At 60.3% G+C, this 23363-nt stretch carries 19 protein-coding genes; 1 reads left to right on the top strand and 18 read right to left on the bottom strand.

Annotated features, from left to right (window positions below):
* Positions 1–4: 4 nt before the first annotated feature.
* The gene (efeO, locus tag E4O97_RS02400; RefSeq protein ID WP_248160813.1) at positions 5–1207 is read right to left on the bottom strand and encodes an iron uptake system protein EfeO; all 1203 of its coding nucleotides are present in this window, start codon (positions 1205–1207) and stop codon (positions 5–7) included.
* 10 nt (positions 1208–1217) lie between these two features.
* On the bottom strand, positions 1218–2063 hold the full coding sequence (gene efeU, locus E4O97_RS02405; protein WP_103735213.1) for an iron uptake transporter permease EfeU: 846 nt from the start codon (positions 2061–2063) through the stop codon (positions 1218–1220).
* Between the two features lie 168 nt (positions 2064–2231).
* On the opposite strand from efeU, the gene E4O97_RS02410 reads away from it, so the two are divergent.
* Positions 2232–3251, top strand: coding sequence for an AraC family transcriptional regulator (locus E4O97_RS02410; RefSeq protein WP_248160814.1), 1020 nt, complete (start codon positions 2232–2234; stop codon positions 3249–3251).
* A 720-nt stretch (positions 3252–3971) separates the two neighbouring features.
* Here the strand turns inward: E4O97_RS02410 and E4O97_RS02415 are convergent.
* The 16 genes from E4O97_RS02415 to E4O97_RS02490 all read right to left on the bottom strand — a co-directional run bounded on the left by E4O97_RS02415 (position 3972) and on the right by E4O97_RS02490 (position 23253).
* Entirely contained in the window at positions 3972–4496 is a 525-nt protein-coding gene (locus E4O97_RS02415; protein WP_078821409.1) for a hypothetical protein, read from the bottom strand.
* A gap of 279 nt (positions 4497–4775) precedes the next feature.
* Complete coding sequence (locus E4O97_RS02420; protein WP_216091321.1) at positions 4776–6191, bottom strand: TolC family protein; 1416 nt, start codon at positions 6189–6191, stop codon at positions 4776–4778.
* Positions 6188–9367 (bottom strand): efflux RND transporter permease subunit, encoded by a 3180-nt coding sequence (locus E4O97_RS02425; protein WP_032875142.1) that lies wholly within the window; start codon positions 9365–9367, stop codon positions 6188–6190. Before E4O97_RS02425 ends, E4O97_RS02420 begins: the two co-directional genes overlap by 4 nt.
* A gap of 15 nt (positions 9368–9382) precedes the next feature.
* Entirely contained in the window at positions 9383–10624 is a 1242-nt protein-coding gene (mexE, locus tag E4O97_RS02430; protein WP_078821430.1) for a multidrug efflux RND transporter periplasmic adaptor subunit MexE, read from the bottom strand.
* 178 nt (positions 10625–10802) lie between these two features.
* Complete coding sequence (locus E4O97_RS02435) at positions 10803–11699, bottom strand: LysR substrate-binding domain-containing protein (protein ID WP_248160815.1); 897 nt, start codon at positions 11697–11699, stop codon at positions 10803–10805.
* A gap of 84 nt (positions 11700–11783) precedes the next feature.
* Complete coding sequence (locus tag E4O97_RS02440) at positions 11784–13127, bottom strand: TolC family outer membrane protein (protein WP_248132172.1); 1344 nt, start codon at positions 13125–13127, stop codon at positions 11784–11786.
* A gap of 22 nt (positions 13128–13149) precedes the next feature.
* Complete coding sequence (locus tag E4O97_RS02445; protein ID WP_148853193.1) at positions 13150–14667, bottom strand: DHA2 family efflux MFS transporter permease subunit; 1518 nt, start codon at positions 14665–14667, stop codon at positions 13150–13152.
* Positions 14664–15731: an HlyD family secretion protein gene (locus E4O97_RS02450; RefSeq protein ID WP_032875154.1), complete on the bottom strand. Its 1068-nt coding sequence runs from the start codon at positions 15729–15731 to the stop codon at positions 14664–14666. Before E4O97_RS02450 ends, E4O97_RS02445 begins: the two co-directional genes overlap by 4 nt.
* A gap of 29 nt (positions 15732–15760) precedes the next feature.
* Entirely contained in the window at positions 15761–16576 is an 816-nt protein-coding gene (locus E4O97_RS02455; RefSeq protein WP_248160816.1) for a DUF3050 domain-containing protein, read from the bottom strand.
* A 46-nt stretch (positions 16577–16622) separates the two neighbouring features.
* Positions 16623–17582, bottom strand: coding sequence for a fatty acid desaturase (locus tag E4O97_RS02460; RefSeq protein WP_248160817.1), 960 nt, complete (start codon positions 17580–17582; stop codon positions 16623–16625).
* 10 nt (positions 17583–17592) lie between these two features.
* The gene (locus tag E4O97_RS02465; RefSeq protein ID WP_248132174.1) at positions 17593–18420 is read right to left on the bottom strand and encodes an SDR family NAD(P)-dependent oxidoreductase; all 828 of its coding nucleotides are present in this window, start codon (positions 18418–18420) and stop codon (positions 17593–17595) included.
* The gene (locus tag E4O97_RS02470) at positions 18417–19559 is read right to left on the bottom strand and encodes an acyl-CoA dehydrogenase family protein (protein ID WP_032875165.1); all 1143 of its coding nucleotides are present in this window, start codon (positions 19557–19559) and stop codon (positions 18417–18419) included. The genes E4O97_RS02465 and E4O97_RS02470 overlap by 4 nt, the downstream gene beginning before the upstream one ends.
* Before the next feature lie 3 nt (positions 19560–19562).
* Complete coding sequence (locus E4O97_RS02475) at positions 19563–20006, bottom strand: SRPBCC family protein (protein ID WP_032875168.1); 444 nt, start codon at positions 20004–20006, stop codon at positions 19563–19565.
* Positions 20007–20021: 15 nt separating this feature from the next.
* Entirely contained in the window at positions 20022–21281 is a 1260-nt protein-coding gene (locus E4O97_RS02480) for an aminotransferase class III-fold pyridoxal phosphate-dependent enzyme (RefSeq protein ID WP_248160818.1), read from the bottom strand.
* A complete protein-coding gene (locus tag E4O97_RS02485) occupies positions 21278–22342 on the bottom strand; it encodes an SDR family oxidoreductase (protein WP_348984547.1) in 1065 nt (354 codons plus the stop codon). Before E4O97_RS02485 ends, E4O97_RS02480 begins: the two co-directional genes overlap by 4 nt.
* 182 nt (positions 22343–22524) lie before the next feature.
* On the bottom strand, positions 22525–23253 hold the full coding sequence (locus E4O97_RS02490; RefSeq protein ID WP_223018266.1) for an AraC family transcriptional regulator: 729 nt from the start codon (positions 23251–23253) through the stop codon (positions 22525–22527).
* Between the last annotated feature and the right edge of the window lie 110 nt (positions 23254–23363).

Genomic DNA, 23363 nt, shown 5'->3' on the forward strand with positions numbered 1-23363 from the left:
CGTCTCACTGCAGGCCGGAAAGGCCAAGGGCGGGGTCGATTCCATCGAGTGCGGCGGCCAGTGCCTTGGCCTTGTCGGCGATCTGCTGGCGCTGATCGGCGGTGATGCTGTCGTACGTGCTGTAGGTATTGTCGACTTTGAATGCAGCGAGTTCGGCGTCGAAGGCATTCAGCGCGCTGTCGATATCGGGCAGCAAGCCGGCTGCGGACTTGCCCAGCAGCGGGCGCATCAAGTCGACCACTTTACGAGCGACGTCCAGGTTGGCGGCAAAGCCGTTCAGATCGATATGGCTGTAGCGCTCCTCTTCACCACTGCGGGCACGTACATCCGCCAGGCTGTTGAGGTTGCGTACCACAATGCTCACCAGTTGCTCTGGGGGCAGCGATTGCGCCAGCAATTGTTGCTTGAGCGTGGTGACGTCGGCCACCAGGCGTTGCGCGACCGGCGCCAGGCCGTCGAGACTGTGTTGCTGGAACAGGCTGTATTCGAGGCGATGGAAGCCGCTGAAGGCAGGGTCCTGCTCGCGCTTTTCAAAGTAGTCGGCGCGGGCGTTGATTGCGTTATCCAATTCGGCCAGGCGTTGAGAGGCAGGCGCCAGGCGCTGATACGCCTCACGGGCCGGCACATACACGGCCTGCGCCTGGGCCAGATCACCGGCGTCGATAGCCTGTTGCAGCGCCGTCACCGCCTTGATCAGCGCACCGCTCTGGCCGCTCAAGTACACACGGAACTCCGACAACGGGCCGATAAACGCCACCATCGACGGCTTGGCCTTGGCCTGGGCGTCGGACTCCGCAGTGGGGGTGACATGCAAGGTGCCACGCGGGTTGCTCAACAGGCCACAGGTGATGGCGTAGTCACCGGGCAACAGATTGGCGTTGATCACCTGGCTCAGGCCAGGGGCAATGTTTTCCCGTTCCTCGACCACCAGCACACCGTCGAGGATTTCCCACTCCACCGCACGGTCGGAGCGGTTGATGATACGAAAGCTTGCGCGCCCGGCCGGCACGGTGAGGGCGTTGGGCTCGCAGGCGTGGTTGTGAATCGTGACTGCGATTTCATTGTGGTTGGTCTGGCGCTTGGTCGCGGCCAATTGCGAGGCGTAGTAGAACAGGCCACCGGCGGCGATCATCACCACCACCGAGCCGGCCACACCCCAGCGCAAGGCGCGGGATGGCGGGGCCGATTGAGGGGTTGGGTTGGACAAGAGACGGTCCTTACTGGCTGGAAACGGAAGAAGTCGTGGCGACAGGCTTGGCGGGGGCCGAGGGCAGGAAGAACATCACCAGGGCCACCACCAGGTAAATCACATAGGCACCCAGGGTGCTGACGGTCGGCGCCTCCTGATAACCGAACATGCCGGCCAGTACCGAGCCCAACGGGCTATCCATGGGCAGCGCAGCGCTGAAATCGAACAGCACGGTTTGCCAGTGGTTCCACACACCGGCCTCATGCAGGGCTTGCACCGAATTGGCGAGAATGCCGGCCGCCACCACCAGGATAAACAGGCCGGTCCAGCGGAAAAACGCGCCGAGGTTCAGGCGCATGCTGCCGGAATAGATGAGGAAACCGACGACGATGGCCAGGATCAGGCCGAGCAGGGCACCGACCGGCGCGCCCGGGCCTTCGCTCTGCTGGAACACGGCCAACAGGAAAAATACAGTCTCCAGGCCTTCGCGGGCCACGGCGAAAAACACCATGGCGATCAACGCGATCACTTGGTTCCTGGAGCCGGTCAGGGCGAGGTCAAGGGATTCGTGCAGGGTATGCTTGATCGAACGCGCCACCTTGCGCATCCAGAACACCATGGAACTGAGGATGCCCACTGCAACAAGCCCTACGATCCCTTCGAACAATTCCTGCTGCTTTTGCGGGAATTCAGCGCTGACCAACTCAAGGCCGCCACCGACCAGCAAGGCCAGGGCAGCGGCAAGGAATACGCCGATCCACACGGCGGGCATCCATTGGCCACGCCCGGTCTGTTGCAGGTAACTGGCGATGATGCCAACGATCAAGGCGGCTTCAATGCCTTCGCGCAGCATGATTAAAAAAGGAACGAGCATCGGGCACCAGGGCGTAACTAGTTAGGAAGCTAAGTTGTAACATAATGATACTCATTGCTAAACAAGAAATATTGACCTTTGCTGAACGAGGGCTGAACAGTGGTGGCGAAGCGCGACCGCCCTTATGATGCAGGCCACCTGGTTTGCAGTCGGATAACTCAACATCCCATGTCGGAAAAAGACACCATCTCCATCCACCTTGTGCGCGAAGCGCTGTTGCAGAGCTGTGCGCCTGGTGCGGCCACTGTCGAGGCATTGAGCAAAGTCGGGATTGACCCTGCGTTGCTTGAGCAGCCCAATGCCCGTGTCCCGGCCACGGCCTATGCGCGCCTTTGGCGTTTGCTGGCGCGGCGCAGGGATGACGAGTTTTTTGGCATGGACCCGCGCGCACTCAAATCCGGTAGCCTGGCGTTTCTGTGTTGCGCCGCCATGGCGCAACCTAGCCTGGCGGCGGGCCTGGAAACCGGCCTGGGGTTTCTTTCGTTGATGCTGGAGCACATGCCAGGCCAGTTGGTTCGCCAACAGAGCCTGGCGGAGATCGTCCTGCTCGAACCCGATGAGCCCAAGCGTGCGTTCACGTATTTCACTTATTGGATGATCGTCCACGGCGTTGCGTGCTGGCTGGCGGGGCGTCGCATCCCGATCCTGGCCATTGAGCTGCGTTGCGCGCAGCCGGACTTCTGTGACGATTACCAGGTAATGTTTTCCGACAACCTGCGCTTTGATCGACCTCGTACCCGCATGATCTTTTCTGCCGACTGCCTGGACCTGCCGATCAAACGCAGTCAGCAGGAGCTCCAACGTTTTCTGGCCCATGCACCCGCTAACATCCTGGTCAAATACCGCGACCCTGAAAGCCTCGCCACGCGCATCAAGCACGACCTTCGGCAGATGCCTCCCGACACCTGGCCGGAAACGGAGGGCCTTGCCGCCAGGCTATGTATTTCTGCGTCCACCCTGCGTCGGCGCCTGGCGGAAGAGGGGCAGACTTATCAGGGCCTCAAAGACAGTGTGCGCAAAGAACTGGCGATTGTGTGGTTGGCTGAACCGCAGATCAGCTTTGCCGAGATTGCCACGCGGCTGGGGTTTGCCGATGCGAGTTCGTTCTACAAGGCGTTTCGCAAGTGGGCGGGGTCGAATCCGGGGCATTATCGGAGTTTGATTTTGAGCGACTCGAGTCGGTTCTAACCTTCGTTATGCGCAAGTAAGACATTTCTTACTCATTCCTTCACCCCAGTATGACAGAACGCTCCTTCGATATTTTAGGACGCGGCCGGCATATTTGGCGCTTGATTTCGTGCACTGTAAGCAACGTGTTCCTATCCATGTTTTCGGGCACTTAATGTCTGCTTGGTGAACATTGAACTTCGCGTACTGGGATCCGAGGTTTTATCGTGGAGTGCGCTTATGGGCAAATAACGTGATCAGCTGCTTTCAAATGAATTATTTATTGATTTGAGGTGAGATTATGAAAGGTCTTATTGCGTTGCCGTGTCTTGCGTTAATGCTTTTGTCTGCTCAGGTGTCTGCCTTGTGTCTGTATATAACTGATAGCTATAGCGGGCTTTTGCAGCCAGGCGTGGAAACGGCAGTTTATGGTCCGTTCACAATAACGTCGGCTAATGGGTGTGCTGGTGCGACCATTGATGTTTCTGCTTCCACAAGCGGTGGGGGGAGGGCGCCGCAGTTGATAATTCAAAAGCAGACCGGGGCTTCCTGGGGAGATGTTGCTGGAACCTTTGGAAGTAGTACGTCCTTCTCAGGTGTGTTTGGAACCTATCGAGTCGTCATGATTAATTCTGGTTCGGAGGTGCAATCTTACTCTGGCACCGCACGATACGGTCGCTGAGTCGTTAAGCTAAACAGTGCGCCACGAGGTTATTGGCGCACTATTTGCGAGCATCTGAATCAAGCTTTTTCATCTATGGATAAAGCCGTATTGGAAGAGTTTACAAAATAGACCAGTGCCCCCATGGCGTGATTAGCTGCAACCATTCCCTGCCGCCATCTCAACGTATGCTCGTTTGCGGTTGCAGGGTTGTCTTCCAGGAATTCACTGTACTCCACCAGTCGCTCATTAAATAAGGCAATTGCGTTGAATTTTACGTGCGTCTCTGTTGGAACACCTTTCGCATCGGTATGCAAATTACCACCTATGAACATTCTGAATGCATAGATATCAATCATTTCGTGCTCAAATAGTGTGCGCCCTACTTTTCTTAGGTCATCTGAACTTATGGACGTCATGTCATAATCTTTCAAATAAGCCTTCAGCTGGGTGATTTGATTGTTATCATTGAGCTGTAGGGTGTCAGCTGCCACCTTCTTCTCTGTAATTGTGAATGCATTCATTGTCTGCTCTGGATTTTTGATCGCGAACGCATTGGTTGCCTTGGTATACCGCATCTGTTCAGCAGTCAACAAGATAGCCATGTCCCTTCCTCCATTAGTAAGTGACACTTCGTTGTCGACGCATGTGCGTATTACTTTAATGGCGCGTGGCGTCTGAAATGTGAGTTGGTTGTGAGGCATTAAAGCCTGACGGCGAGGTACAGCGCGGGACTAGGACATTACCTACGAAGGCCTTCTTATTTGACTTACAGAAGTTACTTTCAACATTTTAGGAAGTCCCGGCAAAAAAAAGCCCCGCGACCGAATGGATCGCAGGGCTAAAAATTGGCTGGATGCGACCAACCAAAGGAGCTCTTTACCTCACTTGCTGCTGGCCACCACCGTATCCGGCTGCCAGCCACCCCCTAAGGCCTTGTAGATCGCCACAATGCCGCGATACAGATCCACTTCGGCCTGGGCCTGGGAGTCCTCTGCGGCCAGGCGTTCGCGCTGGGCGTCGAGCAGTACCAGGAAGTCCACGGTGCCTTCGCGGTAGCGGATCGCGGCGAGGTCGGCGGCGGCGCGGCTGGATTCGCTTTGGCGGATCAGAGACACCAGGCGTTGCTGACGCTTGCCGTAATCGCTGAAGGCGTTCTCGGACTCTTCCAGGGCCAGCAGCACTTGCTGCTCGTAGGTTGCCAGGGCGCCGTCGGCCTCGGCATTCGCACCGCGCAAACGCGCACGCACACTGCCCAGGTCAAACGCGGCCCAGGTAATGCTCGGGCCCAGGGACCAGGCATTCGCTGCAGCCGAGCCGATCTGCGAACCACGCCCGGCGGTAAAGCCGAGGAAGCCGCTGAGGCTGACCCGTGGGAACAGGTCGGCCTTGGCCACGCCGATACGCGCGGTGGCGGCGGCCAGCTTGCGTTCGGCGCTGAGGATGTCCGGGCGCCGTTGCAGCAATTGCCCCGGGTCGCCAATCGGCAGGGCCTTGGCGATTGCCGGCAGGTCTTTGGGGCTCAGGTCCACGCTCAGCTTGTCGGGACGCTGGCCGAGGAGGGTGGCGATGCGATTGCGCTCGCGCACTTGTTCGGCTTGCAGCTGCGGCACGCTGGCTTCCACCGCCGCCAGGCGTGCGTCGGCACGCTCGACGTCGAGTTGATCACCCACGCCGGCATCGCGCAGGCTGACGGTGATGGTGCGTGATTCCTGCTGGTTCTTCAGGTTGTCCAGGGCGATGCGTTCACGCAGTTGCGCCCCGCGCAGTTGGCCATAGGCATCCACCAGTTCAGCGATCATGGTGACTTGCAGTTGGTACAGGTCGGCTTCGGCCACCTGTTGGTCAGCGTCGCTGGCTTCCAGGTTGCGGCGGATGCGCCCGAACAAATCCACTTCCCAGGCCATGTCCAGGCCCAGGTCATAGCGCTCGCTGTTGACACGCTTGGTAGTCTGGCCGGGAATCTGGCCCTTGCCCACATCGCTGCTGGCGCGGGAGGTGACCACTGGCATGATGTCGTTGGCCGCGTCGTCACGGATAGCCCGTGCTGCCCGCAGGCGGGCAAAGGCTACGCGCAAATCACGGTTGCCGCTCAGCGACTGGGTTACCAGCTGGTTGAGCGTCGGGTCTTCGAACTGCTGCCACCAGATGCCTTCGTACTTGGCATGGTCGTAGCTTTTGCTGTCGGCGGCGGCCGTGATGTTGGCCGCCTCCAGTTGCTGGGTCTTGTAGTCCGGGCCTACGGCACAGGCGGCGAGCGCCAGTACCAGCAAGCTCGGCAGGAATACTTTCACACTCATTGCTGTGTCTCCAGCTTCAAGGCCTTGGCCGCTTTGCGCGCTTCCTGGCGCTCAACATAGCGACGGATCAGTACGTAGAACACTGGCGTCAGCAACAGACCGAAGAAGGTCACACCAATCATCCCGGAGAACACCGCCACACCCATGGCATGGCGCATCTCGGCACCCGCACCGCTGGACAATACCAACGGCACCACACCCATGATGAACGCGAACGAGGTCATCAGGATCGGCCGCAGACGCAGGCGGCAGGCTTCCAGTACCGCGGCCAGCGGGTCGAGGCCCTCCGCTTGTTTATCCTTGGCAAACTCGACGATCAGGATCGCGTTCTTGCAGGCCAGGCCCACCAGTACGATCAGGCCGATCTGGGTGAAGATGTTGTTGTCGCCGCCCGAGATGATCACACCGGTAATGGCCGACAGCAGCGTCATCGGTACGATCAGGATCACCGCCAGCGGCAGGCTCCAGCTTTCGTATTGGGCGGCCAGTACCAGGAACGCCAGCAGCACGCAGAGCGGGAACACGAACAGCGCGGTATTGCCCGAGAGGATTTGCTGATAGGTCAGGTCAGTCCACTCGTAGGTCATGCCGTTGGGCAGTTCATCCTTCAACAGCTTTTCAATCGCAGCCTGGGCCTGGCCGGAGCTGTAGCCCGGTGCGGCGTTGCCGTTGATTTCAGCGGTGATAAAGCCGTTGTAGTGCATCACGCGGTCCGGGCCCGAGGTGTCGCTGACCTTGATAAAGGTCGCCAGGGGGATCATCTCGCCTTTGTTGTTGCGCACTTTCAGCTGGCCGATCTGGTCGGAGTCCTGACGGAACTGCTGCTCGGCCTGCACGTTGACCTGGTAGGTACGCCCGAAGCGGTTGAAGTCGTTGGCATACAACGAACCCAGGTAGACCTGCAGCGTGTCGAAGATGTCGCTGATCGCCACGCCGTGGGTCTTGGCCTTTTCGCGGTCGATGGCGGCGTCGACTTGCGGCACGTTCACTGTGTAGCTGGTGAACAGGCCGAACAGTTCAGGCACGCTGTGACTCTTGGCAATCACGTTCTGGACTTCTTTGTACAACTCGTCATAGCCGAGGTTGCCACGGTCTTCGATCTGCAGGCGAAACCCGCCGATGGTGCCCAGGCCCTGTACCGGCGGCGGCGGGAAGATCGCCATGTACGCTTCTTCAATGTTGGCGTATTGGCCATTCAACGCCCCGGCAATCGCCCCGGCCGACATGCTCGCGTCTTTACGCTCATCGAAGGGCTTCAAGGTCACAAACACAATGCCGCTGTTCGGGCTGTTGGTGAAGCCGTTGATCGACAGGCCCGGGAAGGCAATCGCGGCCTCCACGCCGGGCTGTTTAAGGGCGATCTCCGACATGCGCTTCATCACGTTTTCGGTGCGGTCCAGGCTTGCAGCATCGGGCAGTTGAGCGAAGGCCACCAGGTATTGCTTGTCCTGGGCCGGTACGAAACCGGTCGGGGTGTGAGCAAACCCGAAGAACGTCAGCACCATCAGCCCGGCGTATACGAACAGGGCAATACCACTGCCGCGAATCACTCGGCGTACGGTACCCACGTAGCCATGGCTGGCCTTTTCGAAAAAGCGGTTGAAGGGACGGAATAGCCAGCCACCGAAGAGCTTGTCGAGGAACTTCGAGAAGCGATCCTTCGGCGCATCGTGACCGCGCAACAACACGGCGGCCAGGGCAGGGGACAGCGTCAGCGAGTTAAACGCCGAGATCACGGTCGAGATCGCGATGGTCAACGCGAACTGCTTGTAGAACTGCCCGGTCAAGCCACTGATAAAAGCGGCTGGAATGAATACCGCACACAGCACCAGCGCTGTAGCGATGATCGGGCCGGTAACTTCGCTCATGGCTTTTTCGGTGGCCGGGAATGGCTCCAGGCCCAGTTCGATATTGCGCTCGACGTTCTCCACCACCACGATCGCGTCATCCACCACGATACCGATGGCCAGTACCAGGCCGAACAATGACAGGGCGTTGAGCGAGAATCCGAACAGGTGCATCACCGCAAACGTACCGATCAAGGATACCGGCACCGCCACCAACGGAATGATCGAGGCGCGCCAGGTCTGCAGGAACAGAATCACCACCAGCACTACAAGGATCAGCGCTTCGAACAGTGTGTGCACCACCGCTTCGATAGAGCCGCGTACAAAAATGGTCGGGTCATAGGCGATGCGGTAATCCATGCCCGCCGGGAAACTCTTTTTCAGCTCGGCCATCTTGCTGCGCACATCGTTGGAGATGTCGATGGCATTGGAGCCGGGGCGCTGGAAGATCGGAATCGCAACGGCCGGCTGGTTATCGATCAACGAGCGCAGCGCGTATTGGCTGGAGCCCAGCTCGACCCGAGCGATGTCTTTGAGGCGCGTGATTTCACCGTTGGCGCCGGCACGAATCACGATGTTCTCGAACTCTTCCTCGGTGACCAGGCGGCCTTGGGTATTGACCGACAACTGGAAGCTGGTGTCACTCGGCGCAGGCTGAGCGCCCAGGGCACCGGCAGCCACCTGGCGGTTCTGCTCGCGGATCGCCGTGACCACATCGGTAGCGGTCAGGTTGCGCGAGGCGGTCTTGTTCGGATCCAGCCAAACACGCAGGGAGTAGTCACCCATGCCGAACAGCTGCACATCGCCGACGCCACCCAAACGGGCCAGTTCGTCCTTGATGTTGAGGATCGCGTAGTTGGACAGGTACAGCATGTCGTAACGCTGATCCGGGGAGGTCAAGTGCACCACCATGGTCAGGTCGGGGGAAGCCTTGTCCACGGTGATACCGATGCGTGTCACTTCCTCAGGCAGCTTTGGCTGAGTCCGCGTCACACGGTTTTGCACTTGCACCTGTGCGTTGTCCAGGTCGGTGCCCAGGGCGAAGGTGATAGTCAGGGTCAGCTTACCGTCGGCGGTGGACTGCGAGGACATGTACAGCATGTTCTCGACACCCGTGATGGCCTGCTCCAGCGGTGCGGCCACGGTTTCGCCGATGACTTTGGGGTTGGCACCCGGGAAGTTGGCGCGTACCACCACAGTCGGCGGCACTACTTCCGGGTATTCGCTGATCGGCAGTTGGAACAGCGAGATTGCACCCGCGATCAGGATCAACAGCGACAGCACCGCTGCGAAGATCGGCCGCGAAATGAAGAACTTGGAAAAATTCATCTTGAGTCTTATCCCTTAACCGCGTGGAGTCGCAGTGCTGGCGAGCTTGGGCGCGGTCGTTTCCGGCGCCACTTGCTCCAGGTTGCTGGCTTCAAGCGCTTGTCGTTGTTGGGCCAAGGCGGCGAGGGTTTCCTTGCTGGCCATCGGAATGGTTTCCGGCGCGACCGGTGAGCCGGGGCGCACACGCTGCAGGCCCTTGACGATCACGGTGTCGTCCTTGGTCAGGCCGCTGCGTACGATGCGCAAGCCTTCGATCTTGGGCCCCAATTCCACCGCGCGGTAAGCCGGCTTGTCGCCGTCCATCACCAGCACAAACTTCTTGCCCAGGTCGGTACCGACGGCTTCGTCGTTGATCAGCACGGCGGAGTAGGTGCCGCTGCCGACCAGCTTCAAGCGCGCATACAGGCCAGGGGTGTATTCGCCCTTGCTGTTGTCAAACACCGCACGGCCACGGATGGTGCCGGTGGACGGGTTGACCTGGTTGTCGACGAAGTTCATCTGGCCCAGGTGCGGGTTGCCGGTTTCGTTGGACAGGCCCAGATACACCGGGGTGGTTGCGCCGCGACGGCCTTCACGGGCCAGTTCGGTGTACTTGAGGAACACACGCTCGTCGGCGTCGAAGTAGGCGTAGACCTTGTCGGTGGACACCACACTGGTCAGCGCAGTGGTGTCGGCGGTCACCAGGTTGCCGGCGGTGATTTCGGCACGGCTGACGCGGCCGCTGATCGGTGAAGTGACACGGGTAAAGCTCAAGTTCAGGCGGGCCAGGTCCAACTGCGCCTGGATCCCGGCCATGGCGGCGCGGGCCTCCTGGGCGGCGGTGGTGCGCGAGTCGGCCAGTTCAGCGGAGATCGCATTGCTCTGGCGCAGGCGTTCGCCGCGTTGCGCTTCGTTTTCGCTGCGGGTGGCGGCGGCTTTGGTCTGTGCAAGCTGGGCTTCCAGGCGGCGCACTTCGGCCTGGAACGGGCGCGGGTCGATCTGGAACAGCAGGTCGCCTTTCTTGACCAAAGCGCCTTCAGTAAAAGCGACTTGGTCAATCTGGCCGGACACCCGAGGACGAATTTGCACGGTTTCCGGGGCTTCCAGCCGTCCGGTAAATTCGTCCCACTCGTTGACCGGCTGTTCCAGTACCTTGGCCACGCTGACCTTGGCTGGGGGCATGGCGGCCGCTTGTTCGGGAGACTTGCCGCACGCGCTCATCACCACCACGGCCAGAATCGCCAGGGGGAAGCGCAAAAGTTTGAGTGACTGTTCCATGAGGTGCATCCGCCAATGTATTTGAGATGGGCGGATCATGCGCGGCGGGGTGCTATGTCACGAATCGAATGAAGCAAAGGTAACTATCATTCGGAATGATATAAGAGGGGAGTCAGCCCTCTAGCATGGGGGTTTCGTTAGGGAGCTATCAATAGCCTTGATGACAAAAGACTGTTGCCTAAGGTGCATCGAATGCTTCACCCAGAAAGTCGATCAAGGCGCGCACCGACGGCATCAGCCCGCGCCGGGATGGAAATACCGCCGTGATAACGCCTTGCACGGGCTGCCACTCAGGCAGCAAGACAACCAGACGCCCCTCGGCGACATCCTCCTTGACCACCACCCACGGCAGGTTGGCGATGCCTACTCCCGCCAGTGTCGCGTTTTTCAAAGTCGGCACATCATCGCTGACCAGGCGCGGCGTGTGCTGGATCTGCGTCGTCGCGCCATCCTGGCCGGTCAGCTCCCACACGTACTGAATCATCAGGTTGCCCCAGTGCACGGTGGGCAGCCCGGCAAGGTCGGCGGGTTGCGAGGGCAGGGCATAGTCCTGCAAAAAAGCCGCACTCGCCACCAGCACCTGAGTACTTTTACCGAGCAGTTTCATCACCAGTTCACTGCTTTCCAGGGGTGGGAGACACAGGCTCAAGGCAAGGTCATAACCCTCGGCAATCACATCGACCTTACGGTTGAAGCTCTTCACATTCAGCTCGACATTACCGCATTGCGCCATGAATTGAGCCAGCATCGGCGCCACCCAATAGTTGAGCAGCGCGGTGGTGCAACTCAGGCGAATCAAGCCGCGAGGTTCTGATTTGTTGAAGGCCACCACATCTTCTGCCGACTCGGCCTCGGCAATCATCGCCACACAATGTCGATAATAAGCCTGGCCGATATCGGTAACCTGGAACTGGCGCGTCGAACGCTGTATCAGCCGCGCCCCAAGCCTTGCCTCAAGCTGACCGACTCTGCGACTCAGGGTCGATTTGGGCAGGTTCAACGCTCGACCCGCCGCCGCAAAGCCGCCGTGCTCGACCACCTTGGCGTAAAGGAAGAGTTCGTTCAGGTCGAACATGGGCAGTGTTCCATTTTTGAGATGCCCCAGCTTAATCCAACTCAGGCCCTACGTTGAGCGAATGTCAGCGCTTTCATCCGCGCGTCAGTTCAGTGTACGGCTGACCTCACGCAGGCGCGCGTCGCTCAGGTTGCCGGTGGACGCCAACAGGTGCAACTGGGCCATCAGGATCGCATAGCGTTGTTGGGCCAGGCGTTGTTGGGTATCGGTGACTTTCTGTTGCGCATCCAGTACGTCGGTGTTGATGCGGGAACCGGCTTCGAAGCCGTGGGTCACGGCGGCGAGGTTGATCTGGCTGGAGTTCAAGGCCTGCTTGAGTGCCTGATATTGGCTCATGCCGTTGGTGACTTGCAGGTAGGCCTGACGGGCCTTCATCCCGGCGTTGCGGCGTGCGTCTTCGACTTCGTCCGCTGCCTTGCTTTGCAGTGCATGGGCTTCGCGCACGCGACTGCTGGTGCGGCCACCGCTGTAGAGCGGAACGCTCAGTTTGACCCCGACCACGGTCTGGTTATAGCGATTTTCCGGTAACGTCACATCGTATACATCACCGCCGACAGAGGCGAAGCGGCCATGGGCGGCGATCAGATCGAGGGTGGGCAAATGGCCGGCCCGTTCCTTGTCGATGTCCATTTCGGCCAGGCGCTGGGCAATCTGCGCCGCCTGTACGGCGAGGTTGCCCTGTTGCGCGGTCGTGGCCCAATCATCGATGACAGCGGGCACCGGGGCACTGAACTGCGGCTCTTTGCCTGACCACGGCCCCGCCTGTGCGGCAGTCAATTGGGTGAGTGTTTCGTTGGCGATGTCCAATGCACCACGGGCGGCAATCTGTTCGGCGAATGCCTGGTCGTATTTGGCCTGAACCTGCGCGAGCGCGTTAGCGGTGGTAGCCCCGTCGGCCAGCAGTCGCTGGCTGCGCGTCTGGCTCTGGCGCAGGGTTTGTAGCTGTTGTGTGCGGGTGCTCAACAGTTCCTGATTGAGCAGCACGTCGAAATAAGCGCGGGCAACGCGCAGCATCAGCGCTTGGCGCGCCTGTTCAGTGTGCAGTTCACTGGCGCTGATCAACAGTTTGCTTTGGTCGTGGGCGATCACATTCTGCCAACGCAGCAGCGGCTGTGTGAGGACCACCGCGTAGGCGTTGGTGTTATTGCGATTGCGATGATAATCGGAAGAGTCCTCGGCATCGACCCAGGCCGCGCCGCCGGTGACAGACAGGTCTGGCAGCAGGTTGGCACGGCTTTGCGGTTCCTTTTCTGCCGTGGCCAATTGCTGGGCCTGTGCGGCGGCGAACTGCATGTCGTGGGTCAGTGCCTTCTGGTACAGGTGGTACAAGTCATTTGCCGATACCTGGGTGGGCGCGCAGGCGAGTGCCAGCCAATACAGGGGCGTGAGCAGCGAGGTGGTGTTGAGATGCAAACCTGGAATACGCAAGGGGTGTGCTCCACTGAAAGATTTATCGACTGATGTGGCTTCTGCGCATCATCAGCACCATGGGAATCCCGATGGCCATCACCGCTCCCAAGGTGCCGAACAGCATGCTGAACGCCAGCATTTGCCCTTGTTCGCGCGCTTGCAGGTAAGGCATCAGGGCCAGGGCTTGTTGATGGCTCGCCAGGCCCAGGGAAAGAAACAGCGGGTCGGTTTCCACACCTCCCCAGCCGCTGGCAACCAGACTCGATTCGGTGACATGTTCGGAAAGCAGGCGGTAGCGTTCCCACGAGAATCGTGTGAGCAGGGTGGCTGCGATGGCGATACCCACGCTGCCCCCCAACTGGCGCATCAGGTTGAGTACGCCTGAAGCACCGGAGATCAATGTCAGCGGCAGGCGGCGCATCGCCAGGTTGGTCAGCGGCACAAAGATCATGCCCAGGCCCAGGCCGCGGATCACCAAGGGCCAGTACAGCGTGTCCGGGTTACTGTCGAGGGTGAACTGGGTGTGCAGGAACATGGCATAGCAGTACATGACGATGCCCAGCGTGACGAACACGCGCTCGTCGATCTTGTTTTCCTGGGACAGCTTGCCGATCACCAAGGTGCTGATGGCGCTGGCCACTGCCCCGGGGAAAATCACCAGCCCGCTCTGGTAAGCGCTCTGCGCCAGTAAGGTCTGCAAGAACAGCGGCACCATGAACAACGTGCTGTACAGCCCGAAGCCCACACAAAATGCACAGATGCATCCCATCAGGAACTCGCGATTCTGGAACAGTGCGACGTTAACGATTGGGTTGGCCACACGCCGCTCCCACCAGAAGAAGCCCACCAGGCTGAAGCTGCTGAGCAACAGGCAGGCTACGGTCCAGTTGGACGCCATCCAGTCCCAGTGTTCGCCGCGCTCCAGCAGGATCTGCAGGCTGCCGACGCCCAGAGCCAGCAAGCAGAAGCCGCTGTAGTCGACGCTGGAAGGTTTTTGTTCGTTGGGCGAGTCGTTGATACACAGCCAGCACAGCAACAAGGCCACGGCACCGATCGGCAAGTTGATCAAGAAGATCCAGTGCCACGACAAGGTGTCGATCAGGTAGCCGCCGACGGTCGGACCGAGGGTTGGCCCCATCATCACCCCCACGCCGTACAACGCCATGCCGCTGCTGACTTTTTCCTTGGGGAATACGTCGTAGATGATGGCCTGGGAAATGCCCAGCAACCCGCCGCCCGCCAGGCCTTGCAGCACCCGAAACGCGACCAGTTGCCAGAGTTCGGCAGACATCGCGCAACCCAACGATGCCAGTACGAACAGCGCAGTAGAGACCAGGTAATAAGTACGCCGGCCGAACCACGCCGATAGCCAGCCACTGACCGGAAGAATCACCACGTTGGCCACCACATAACCGGTGGAGACCCAGGAGATTTCATCCACCGACGCCCCGTAGGTGCCCATCAGGCTGGGAATCGCGACGTTGACGATGGTGACATCGAGCAGCTCCATCATCGAGACCAGCGTGACGGTAAACGCAATCAGGTAGGGCGACCTCATAGCGTCTGGCCGGCGTCGTCAGGTGCGGCCACTTCGACGAACGCGCTCATGCCCGGGCTCAACAGCGACTTGTAGTCATCCGGCACAGCGTTGAGCGCGATGCGCACCTGCACTCGCTGCACCACTTTGGTGAAGTTGCCCGTGGCATTCTCCTGGGGCAGCAATGAGAACTTCGCCCCGGTGGCCGGTGCCAGGCTTTCGACGACGCCGTCGAAGGCGTGCCCGGGAAAGGCGTCCACGGTAACTCGGGCATTCTGGCCGACGCGCACGCGGCCCACCTGGGTCTCCTTGAAGTTGGCGGTAATCCACAGCGGTTCGGTGGCGATCAGGCTCATGAGCTTTTGGCCGGCGACCACAAACTGGCCAGGCTCCACTTCTTTTTTCGAGACAATGCTGCGCAACGGCGCGGTCTGTCGGGTGTCGTTGAGCTGGATCCTGGATTGTTCCAGCTCAGCTTGCGCGGCCGCGATCCGATAGTCCTGCACCTTGAGTTCGGCCTTGTTGGCCAAGGTGCTTTGGGCCGCGGCCTGGGCGTTGCTGCGCGCTACCCCCTGGGCATGGCTGAGGGCATCGAAACGCGCCTTGGCGACTTCCTGGTCCTGGGTGCTCAGCACGCCTTGAGCGCCGAGGCGACGGGCACGCTGGTAGTCGTTACGCGCTTGCTCAAGGTTGGCGCTCGCTTGAGCCAGGGCCGCTTGCGCGGCCTCGCGCATGGCCACTGCACCGAGCACCTGGCTGTCCAGCGCCCCCGGCACGCCTGCGCGCCCGGCGGCGGCGAGCAGCGCTTGCCACTGTGCTTCGCGCTGCTGCAGCTGGTAGCGGTATTCACTGTCGCGGATCTGAAACAGCAGGTCGCCGCTTTGTACCGTGACGTTGTCCACCACCGGCACACTGATCACCACGCCCGAGAGCTTGGCCCGTACCGGGATGATCACCCCGTCGAGTTCGGCGTTGTCGGTACTCACGTAGGTGCTGGAATACTGCCAGCGCTGCCAGCCCAGTATCAGCAACCCGCCGACCACGACGCCGCACAGCGTCAGTTTTATCAACTTGCCTTTGGTCATGTGGTACTCCCTGTCGATGCACGTTGAGGTCAAGCAGGCTCAGAAACGGTGTGGACCTCCCGCACAGGACGGCTCACCGTCGGCTGAGCCTTGTCCAACAGGAACTGATGCACGCCATTCCACAGGTCAATCCGTGAGTTGATTGCGGTTTTCGCACTCTCGACCATGTGCAGGTGTTGCGCGGGGCTGGTGACGATTTCGGCGATGATGCGTTTGGCCGCCGGGCCGTGATCGTCACCATCCATCTCGATGTGGCGCTTCAAGTAATACGTGAGCATCGGTACCTCGCTTTCACTGACCGACCATTGCGACAGCAGGCGACCAAACATGTCGGGGATAATGTCTTCACGCCCGAAGAAGAAGTACGCCAGGACCGCTTCGGTGCTGCCGTGTTGCGCAATATCGAGGGTCTGGCACATGAACACTTTGGCCGCCGTTGGAATCTCTCCGTGGTTGAGCGCCTTGGCCAGCGGAACCTTGGCCTGGATAGCGGCCAGGAAGCGGCGGAATACGCTGCTGTCGGCGCCGATTTCATCCATGGCCGCGAGGTACAGGTCCAGGTGGCTGATAAAACCGCCCTCGGGATGCTCGTCGGTCTCTTCACCGACCACGATTTCGTTGATCAGGCGGGCGGCGGTGATGTGTACCGGCGGTACCCAGGGCAACTCCACGCAGGTGAGGTCGCGCTGGATACGCTTGAGCAAGGTCATGAAGTCCCAGACGGCGAACACGTGAAATTCCATCAGGGTGCGCACGTCTTCTACCGTGCGGATACTGGCGAACAAGGGGTGACTGAACAGCTGCTCGCGCTCGGTTTCAATGTGGCTATCGATATCAAAAGGCATGCGTGCTCCTGCGGCCTGAAGGGTCAGGCAGAAAATCCAGCGGAAATTAAGGGTGTGTGTCGTTTACCGTGTTTGTACGGTAGGGGTGGCGCCCGGTGGCATACCGGAAAGACCGCACGAAGTGCTTTTCCAGCAGGTATTGCCGGTTTTCGTACCACCCCGCGTCCAGCAGTTGACGGTGTACCTTGGGCAGTCGCCAGCAAGGCACCGCGGGGTAAAAATGATGTTCCAGGTGAAAGTTCGAACCCGCGTGCAGCCAGGTGTTGAGGCGCGAAGTGCGTGAACGCGCTGGCGGCAAGTGCGGGCCTGCGTCGAAAGCATGTTCTTGATAGGCATTGACCGCCGACAGCATGAACGCCACCGCCAGGCTCAAGGAAAACCCCAGCAGCAACCCGTCGATGAGCCACATGGCCAGCCCATAAAGGCTGAGCCATACAACCTGACAGGCGATATTGCAGCGCGCCAGCCATTGCACCTGGGCTGAACTCAACGGCAGCGCCGAGGGATTGCCCAATGGCCCGAACGCCAGGCGCCAGGTGGTCTGCAGATAGCTCAAGGTGGCGATCAAGCGCGACAGGGTGATGCGGCTTACCAGTGTGTGGTAACGCGAAAAGAGCCGGTAGTCCGGGTCCTTCGTGCTGTTGCTGTAACGGTGGTGTTGCCAATGGTCTACAAAGTAACCGGTCACATAGAACCCCGGCAGCAGCGAACTGGTGGCAATGCCCAGGTAGCAACTGCGCATGGGGTTCGCACTCAGGTTGAAGTGGAAACCTTCATGCCCAAGGATCGCTTGCAGAAATAACCCGTATCCCGCCAATACCACCAACGGCAAACACACCAGCGTCCACAGGGTGGAAGCTGTGGTCGTCACCCACACAAACAGTGCCAGTGGCAACAGGTACAGGCTCAAGGCGTAGGCGATGATCAGCAAGGACTCCCTCGGCCGGGCCTTGAACAAGGCGCGGTCGAGACGGACCTGGGGCTTGGGGGGCAGGTGGCTGGCCATTGGCGACGGCTTACTCGATCAGTTCAGGGTTGAGCACCAGGTGGCCGCCGCGCGTGAGCGTGCGCAGGCGCATGGCGATAAAGCCATCCACCACGCTCGGCACGCTGCGTGCGGTATACATGGCCAGCGTGCCCATGAACGTCAGCCCCCGGTTGCGCAGGCCATTTTTCTGGCAGGCACGTACCAGGCCGTTCGCGGCGGCATCCAGCTTTTCTTCGAGGGACAGCAGGGTCTTGTCACCCCACTTGAAGGTCACCAGGCGTTTGACCGACAGGCCAACACGCTGCGCGGGCAAGTGGATCGCCGTGTCGATGAACCCCGGGTACACCGTGACCACGTCAAGTTCCCCGCGATACTGCATGCGCAGCACATCCGAATAAGCGCTCAGCGCACGTTTGCTCGCAGCATAGGCGGCCACGTAGGGTGCATTCACCAGCGCGAACAGTGAGGACACGTTGACCACTTTGCCGCGCTTTCGCAGCAACCCCGGCAGGAACCCCGAAGTCAGTTGCCAAGGCGCGAACAGGTTGACATCCACCGCGCGGGTCACCTCATCGGTGACGCCGGTTTCGCCGCGTTCCAGCGTCAGGGTGCCGGCGTTATTGACCAGAATGTCGATGTCGCCGAAATCGGTGCTGATGGCGCTGATCACGTTGGCCACGGCGTGGCGGTCGCACAGGTCGACTTGATAAAAAGCGTCCAGCAGACCGCTGTCTTGCGGTGCGAGGATGTCAAGGCCAATCACGGTGGCGCCCAGTTGCTTGAGTTTGCAGGCCGCTGCGAAACCCAGGCCGCGCGCGGTGCCGGTGATAACAATGGTTTTTCCGAGCAGATTCATGAGTGCGCTCCGGTCATGCTGAAGGTTGATGCGGACAAGTAGGTGTCAAGGTTGGTCGCCATCGAGATCCTGGCCGGTGGATGAAATTGCAGACCGCGGCAGGCCATCAACCCGTTGGAGCTCAGGTTGCTGGTGATGAACGCCATCCCGCCCAACATGGCGTGAGCCTGGTCGGAGAGCTGGGCAAGGCGTTGCTCGATGCCGTAACGCACCAGCAGCAGACGGGCCAGCACGTTAGGCAAGTCCTGTGGGTTGCGCTCGATATCCAGGGCCGCGCCTTCCAGCGCGCTGATCGCCAATTGCAGGTCGGCTGCCAGGTCCACGCGGTGATGCGCGGTCCAGCGGGCGGCGTCTGTGACCGACTCGATCAGGCCGGCGCAGGCACCCACATAGGATGCGCAAATCAACAGTTCGAACCAGATAAAACCTACGGTCTGCACGTCGCCCAGCTGGTGGGTGTAACCGGCGGAAAACACCATGCGCTCGGGCACCAGCACTTCGTTGAGGCGCACTTCGATGCTTTCAGCGCCGGCCAAGGCGCTGTTCTGCCAGAAGGGATTACGGCTGATGCCCGGCGCAGTGGCCGGAATCAATGCGACCATCAGCTCTTCGCCGCCAGGGGTTTGGCGGATATAGCTGGCGGTGAGCAAGTCCATCGACTGTCCGAGGCAGCAGGGCTTCTTGCTGCCGCTGAGTAACACCCCCTCTGGGGTGTGCACCGCTTGCATGGCCGAGTCGAGAATGCCCGCTCCGCTGGTGCCCTCGGCAAACCCCGAAGACAGCAACAAGCGTTTTTGCGCGACGGCAGCCAGCAACAGGCCTTCGGCGCCGCCACCGTTCTGCGTGAGTGCCAATAAGCTCGCCACGGAAAACTGGTGCATGGTGCTGGCCACTGCCAGCGAGGGCGAGCGGGCCCCCAGGGCGATCTGCACATGCACCGCGTCGAGGATATTCGCGCCCAGCCCGCCGGCTTCGCGGTTGACCAGCAAACCCACCGGGCCATGTTGCTTGAACAGGGCGATGACCTCGCTCTGTGGCGCCTCACGCTGGGCCGGAGGAATGGCCGCCAGACGCTCGTCAAAACCAGGGGCGTAGCGTTGAAGCAGATCGCGTGAGCGATTCAGTAACGACAGTGACATGGTTCAGGCCTTCAAGTAGCTCGCCGGAAACAGGCCGGTGATGATCGAGTGAATGTTGTCCCGGATGGCTTGTTTGGCCACAGGGTCGAGCATGTCCGCGAGCATCGGCAGGCCCAGGTCGAAGCGCGATTTGAAGGAGATGATCGCGTCCTTGCCGTCCGGCAAGACGTGCCAGGTGCCGGAGAAGTGATCGACGTCGCCGGCCATCTGCTCGAAATGAATTTCCCGGGTGTCGGCATTGAAGGTGTCACGCTCCTGCCACTTGAGAATGCCGCTGTGGAAGTTGACCTCCCAGGACGTAAACGACACCTGGTCGCTGACCTTGTTGATGCTGATATCGCGCACCGACTCGCAGAGCTCGACGTAATTGCTGAAATCGCTGATCACCGCAAATACTTCATCAGCGCAGGCATGGGGAATATGGGCCTGCACGTTGACTTCTTGCATGGGGGAAAACTCCATTTAAAGGGATGGCATCGAAGTGGTCAGTGCCTGGGTGAAGCCTTCGATCAACCAGTTGCAATCCTGGGCCGTCAGCAATGACGACGGCGTGAGCCTTATCACCCGGTGATCATTGAGCGAGTGGCACACAATGATGCGCTGCTCGATCAGGGCCATGACCATATTGGCGGCGATTGAGGCCTCGGCGAACTCAAAGCCCAACAGCAAACCCGCACTGCGCAGTTGCACACGTTCGGCCCAACCTCTTTGTTGCAACAGCGCGCTGAAGCGGGCGTGCAGGTCCTGGCCCAGTAACCGGGCACGCGCGACCAGGTCTTCTTGCACCATCACTTGCAGCGTGGCCTGCACGGCCGCCATGGCCAGCGGGTTGGCGCCGAAGGTCGAGGTGTGGACCGTAGGGTTGCGATTGAACGGCGCATAGATCGTGGCGCTGGCGACCATGGCGCTCACCGGTACGCAACCGCCGGACAGGCTTTTACCTACCAGCATGATGTCGGGCACCACCTGTTCCTGGTCACAGCCCCACCAATAGCCGGTGCGGCCCAGGCCAGATTGGATCTCGTCGATAATCAGCACGGCGCCATACTGATTGCACAGCTCGCGCACACGCCTGAGGTAACCCGATGGCGGCAGAATGACTCCCGCTTCGGCCTGGATCGGTTCGAGGATCACGCAGGCCTTGTCCGGCGATGCGCGTAGTTGCTGCTCAAGTGCGACGCTGTCGCCAAACGGCACGAACTCGCTGTCGCTGAGCAACCCATTGAAGGGTTCTCGGTAGCTCTCGCGGCCGGTGACGGCGAGGGCGCCGAGGGTCTTGCCGTGGAACCCCCCGAAGGTCGACAGCGTACGACGGCAACCGTTGAGGCGCGCGAGCTTCAAGCCGGCTTCGGTGGCCTCGGCGCCTGAATTGCAAAAGAACACATAGTCCAGGTCGCCCGGGCACTGCGCTGCCAGGGCACGTGCGGCGAAGGCCTGTTGCGGGTTGAGCAACAACTTGCTGGCCAAAGCGTTTTGCTGCAGTTGCCGAGTAACCGCTTCCACGACGACCGGGTGGCCGTGCCCGAGGAAAAACACGCCATAGCCGCCTGCATCCAGGTATTGGCGGCCTTGCTCGTCGTAGATGTAGGCGCCACGGCTGGACTGCTCGATCGGCAGGTTCATCAGCGAGGCGAGGCGTGCGTAGCCCGAGTTGACGTGCTGGCGCAGGTATTGGTCGACCTGTGCGGCGTCGAGAGTAGGTTCGATAACAGTGTGGTTCATGCCACGCTCGCTTCTGTGGACGTTGTCACCGGCTGCTTGAGCATGCGCGTCAGAGCCCCCAGCTTGGGTGCCAGGTGGTTGAGCGACAGCAGCAACTCGCGGCCAACATCACGCTGGCTGAACGCCGGCTCGCCGAGTAACTGCGGCAATGAAGTGGGCAGTGGCGTGCGCAGGCAGGCATAGCGGCACAACTGAGTGGCACGGGTCAGGGCAGCCTGGATATTGCCGCTCAGCGCCGGCAGAAATACCGGGCGGATCAACCGTTCGTAAATATCCGGCGCCATGCAGCGTGGCCGTGTGAAGGGTTGCATCTGGGCTTCCATGGATTGGCACATCAGGTCCAGCAGCCCCGTCAGATCCAGAGCCTGTGGGCCGCTGGTGAGAAAGTAGTCGTCGCCGATCAAACGCTGGTGCAGCGCGTTGGCAATCGCTCGGGCCGCGACGTCACGGGCGATCAGGTCGACATAGCCAGCAGGCGGGCAGGGTACGATGGGCAGTACGCCAGACATCATCAGCCCCATGGTCATATGGAAACCCTGAAAGTTGGGCATATGCCCTGTGCTGGCGTCACCGATAATGATGGACGGACGAAAGATCGACACATCGATGCCAGCCGAGCGCACCAGGGTTTCGGCCTGGCGCTTGGCGACTTCGTATGGCGTTTCCGCTTGCACGCCTTCGTAATAGTCGCAAGGGTGGGTAAAGGCGGTGCTGATGTGATACAGCGGCACCTTGGCTTGCTGCACGAAGGCCACGACGTTTTCGGTGCCAAGGTAGTTCACCGAAAAGATCTGATCGATATCACCGTCCAGGCGCGTCACTGCCGCGGCGTGGATCACCCAGTCGACACGCTCAACCAGCGCCGCATAAACGTCGCAGGCCAAGCCCAGGTCAGCGCTGCAAATATCACCCTTGAGCACTTCCACTCGGGGATCGCGGATACGGCTCTTGCGCGCCAGGCAGACCAGGTGAAAGTCCTCTGCCAGGCAGTCGATCAGTGACTCACCGAGCACCCCTGAGCCTCCAGTGAGAAGGACGGTTAGTTTTTGCTGTGCTGACATGTAGGGCGCATCCTGCGGATTCATCGAAAGAATTCATGGTGCGTTTCGCCGAATTGCAGGCACAGGTGCCCCGGGCGAACACTCTTCTATTCACTTTCGGTGGCGCTGAGGTGCTCTGGGAGGAGGTGATCAGCGCTTAACGTTGTCGCGAATAAGATGCGATCGATATTGGCGTTTTGATATCAGTGCGTCTTGAACGAAACGCTTGTCTTACGCAAAACCTCAGCGGCGGTGCGCGGCGTCATGCCAATCATGCGGCGCATCATGCGAGCCAGATGCGCCTGGTCGGAGAAACCGCCGTCGGCGGCCGCGTCCGATAAAGTCGAACCGCCGGCCAGGGATTTGGAGGCCCGTTCCAATTTGTTCCAGATGATCCACTGGGAGAGGGAAACACCCATCTGGTGGGTGGCGACGCAGCGCAACCGGGGGCTGGACAACCCCACCGCCTGGGCAGCGCGACTGACGCAACCTGGGCCGTCGCGGTCCAGGCGCAAAATATTCAGGGCTTTGTGGAGCCTATGGTCGATCGGCGGGGTAATTGCCAGCAAACGCGATAGGGCGTCGACAAAGTGCGACAGGGATGTGCTACGGCGAAAGCACGCCAGCAGTTCATCACTGGCCAGGGCGATTCCATCGTCCTGGAGCAACGCATTGAGTGCACGGCCCAACGCCGTGTCCGGGCTGACATATAAAAACGCTACCGGATGACTCTCCGCCACGGCACGGTGTTCGACGTTGGGACCGATGATCACACCTGCCGCACGGAGCACCCTTCCGGGCAACTCAAGGGTGGCGGGGTGACCTACGCCGATGCACAGTTGGATGGCGACATGGGAGTGAGCAGTGTTTTGATCCGCACGGCCAATGTAGCCGGCCCACGAGTCGCCAAAGGTAACGCTGCCATCCCACATTTGAAGTCTTCCTTGACGTGTTGGGTGATTGTTCGACGCGTGCAGGGTAGGCCTGCACAGGTCTGGATTCAAGCGTGGCGCTGGGTCGCTGTCTTTTCGTTGCACAGCGA

This window comes from Pseudomonas sp. W15Feb34 (assembly GCF_023127765.1).
In the GTDB taxonomy this organism is placed as follows: domain Bacteria; phylum Pseudomonadota; class Gammaproteobacteria; order Pseudomonadales; family Pseudomonadaceae; genus Aquipseudomonas; species Aquipseudomonas synxantha_A.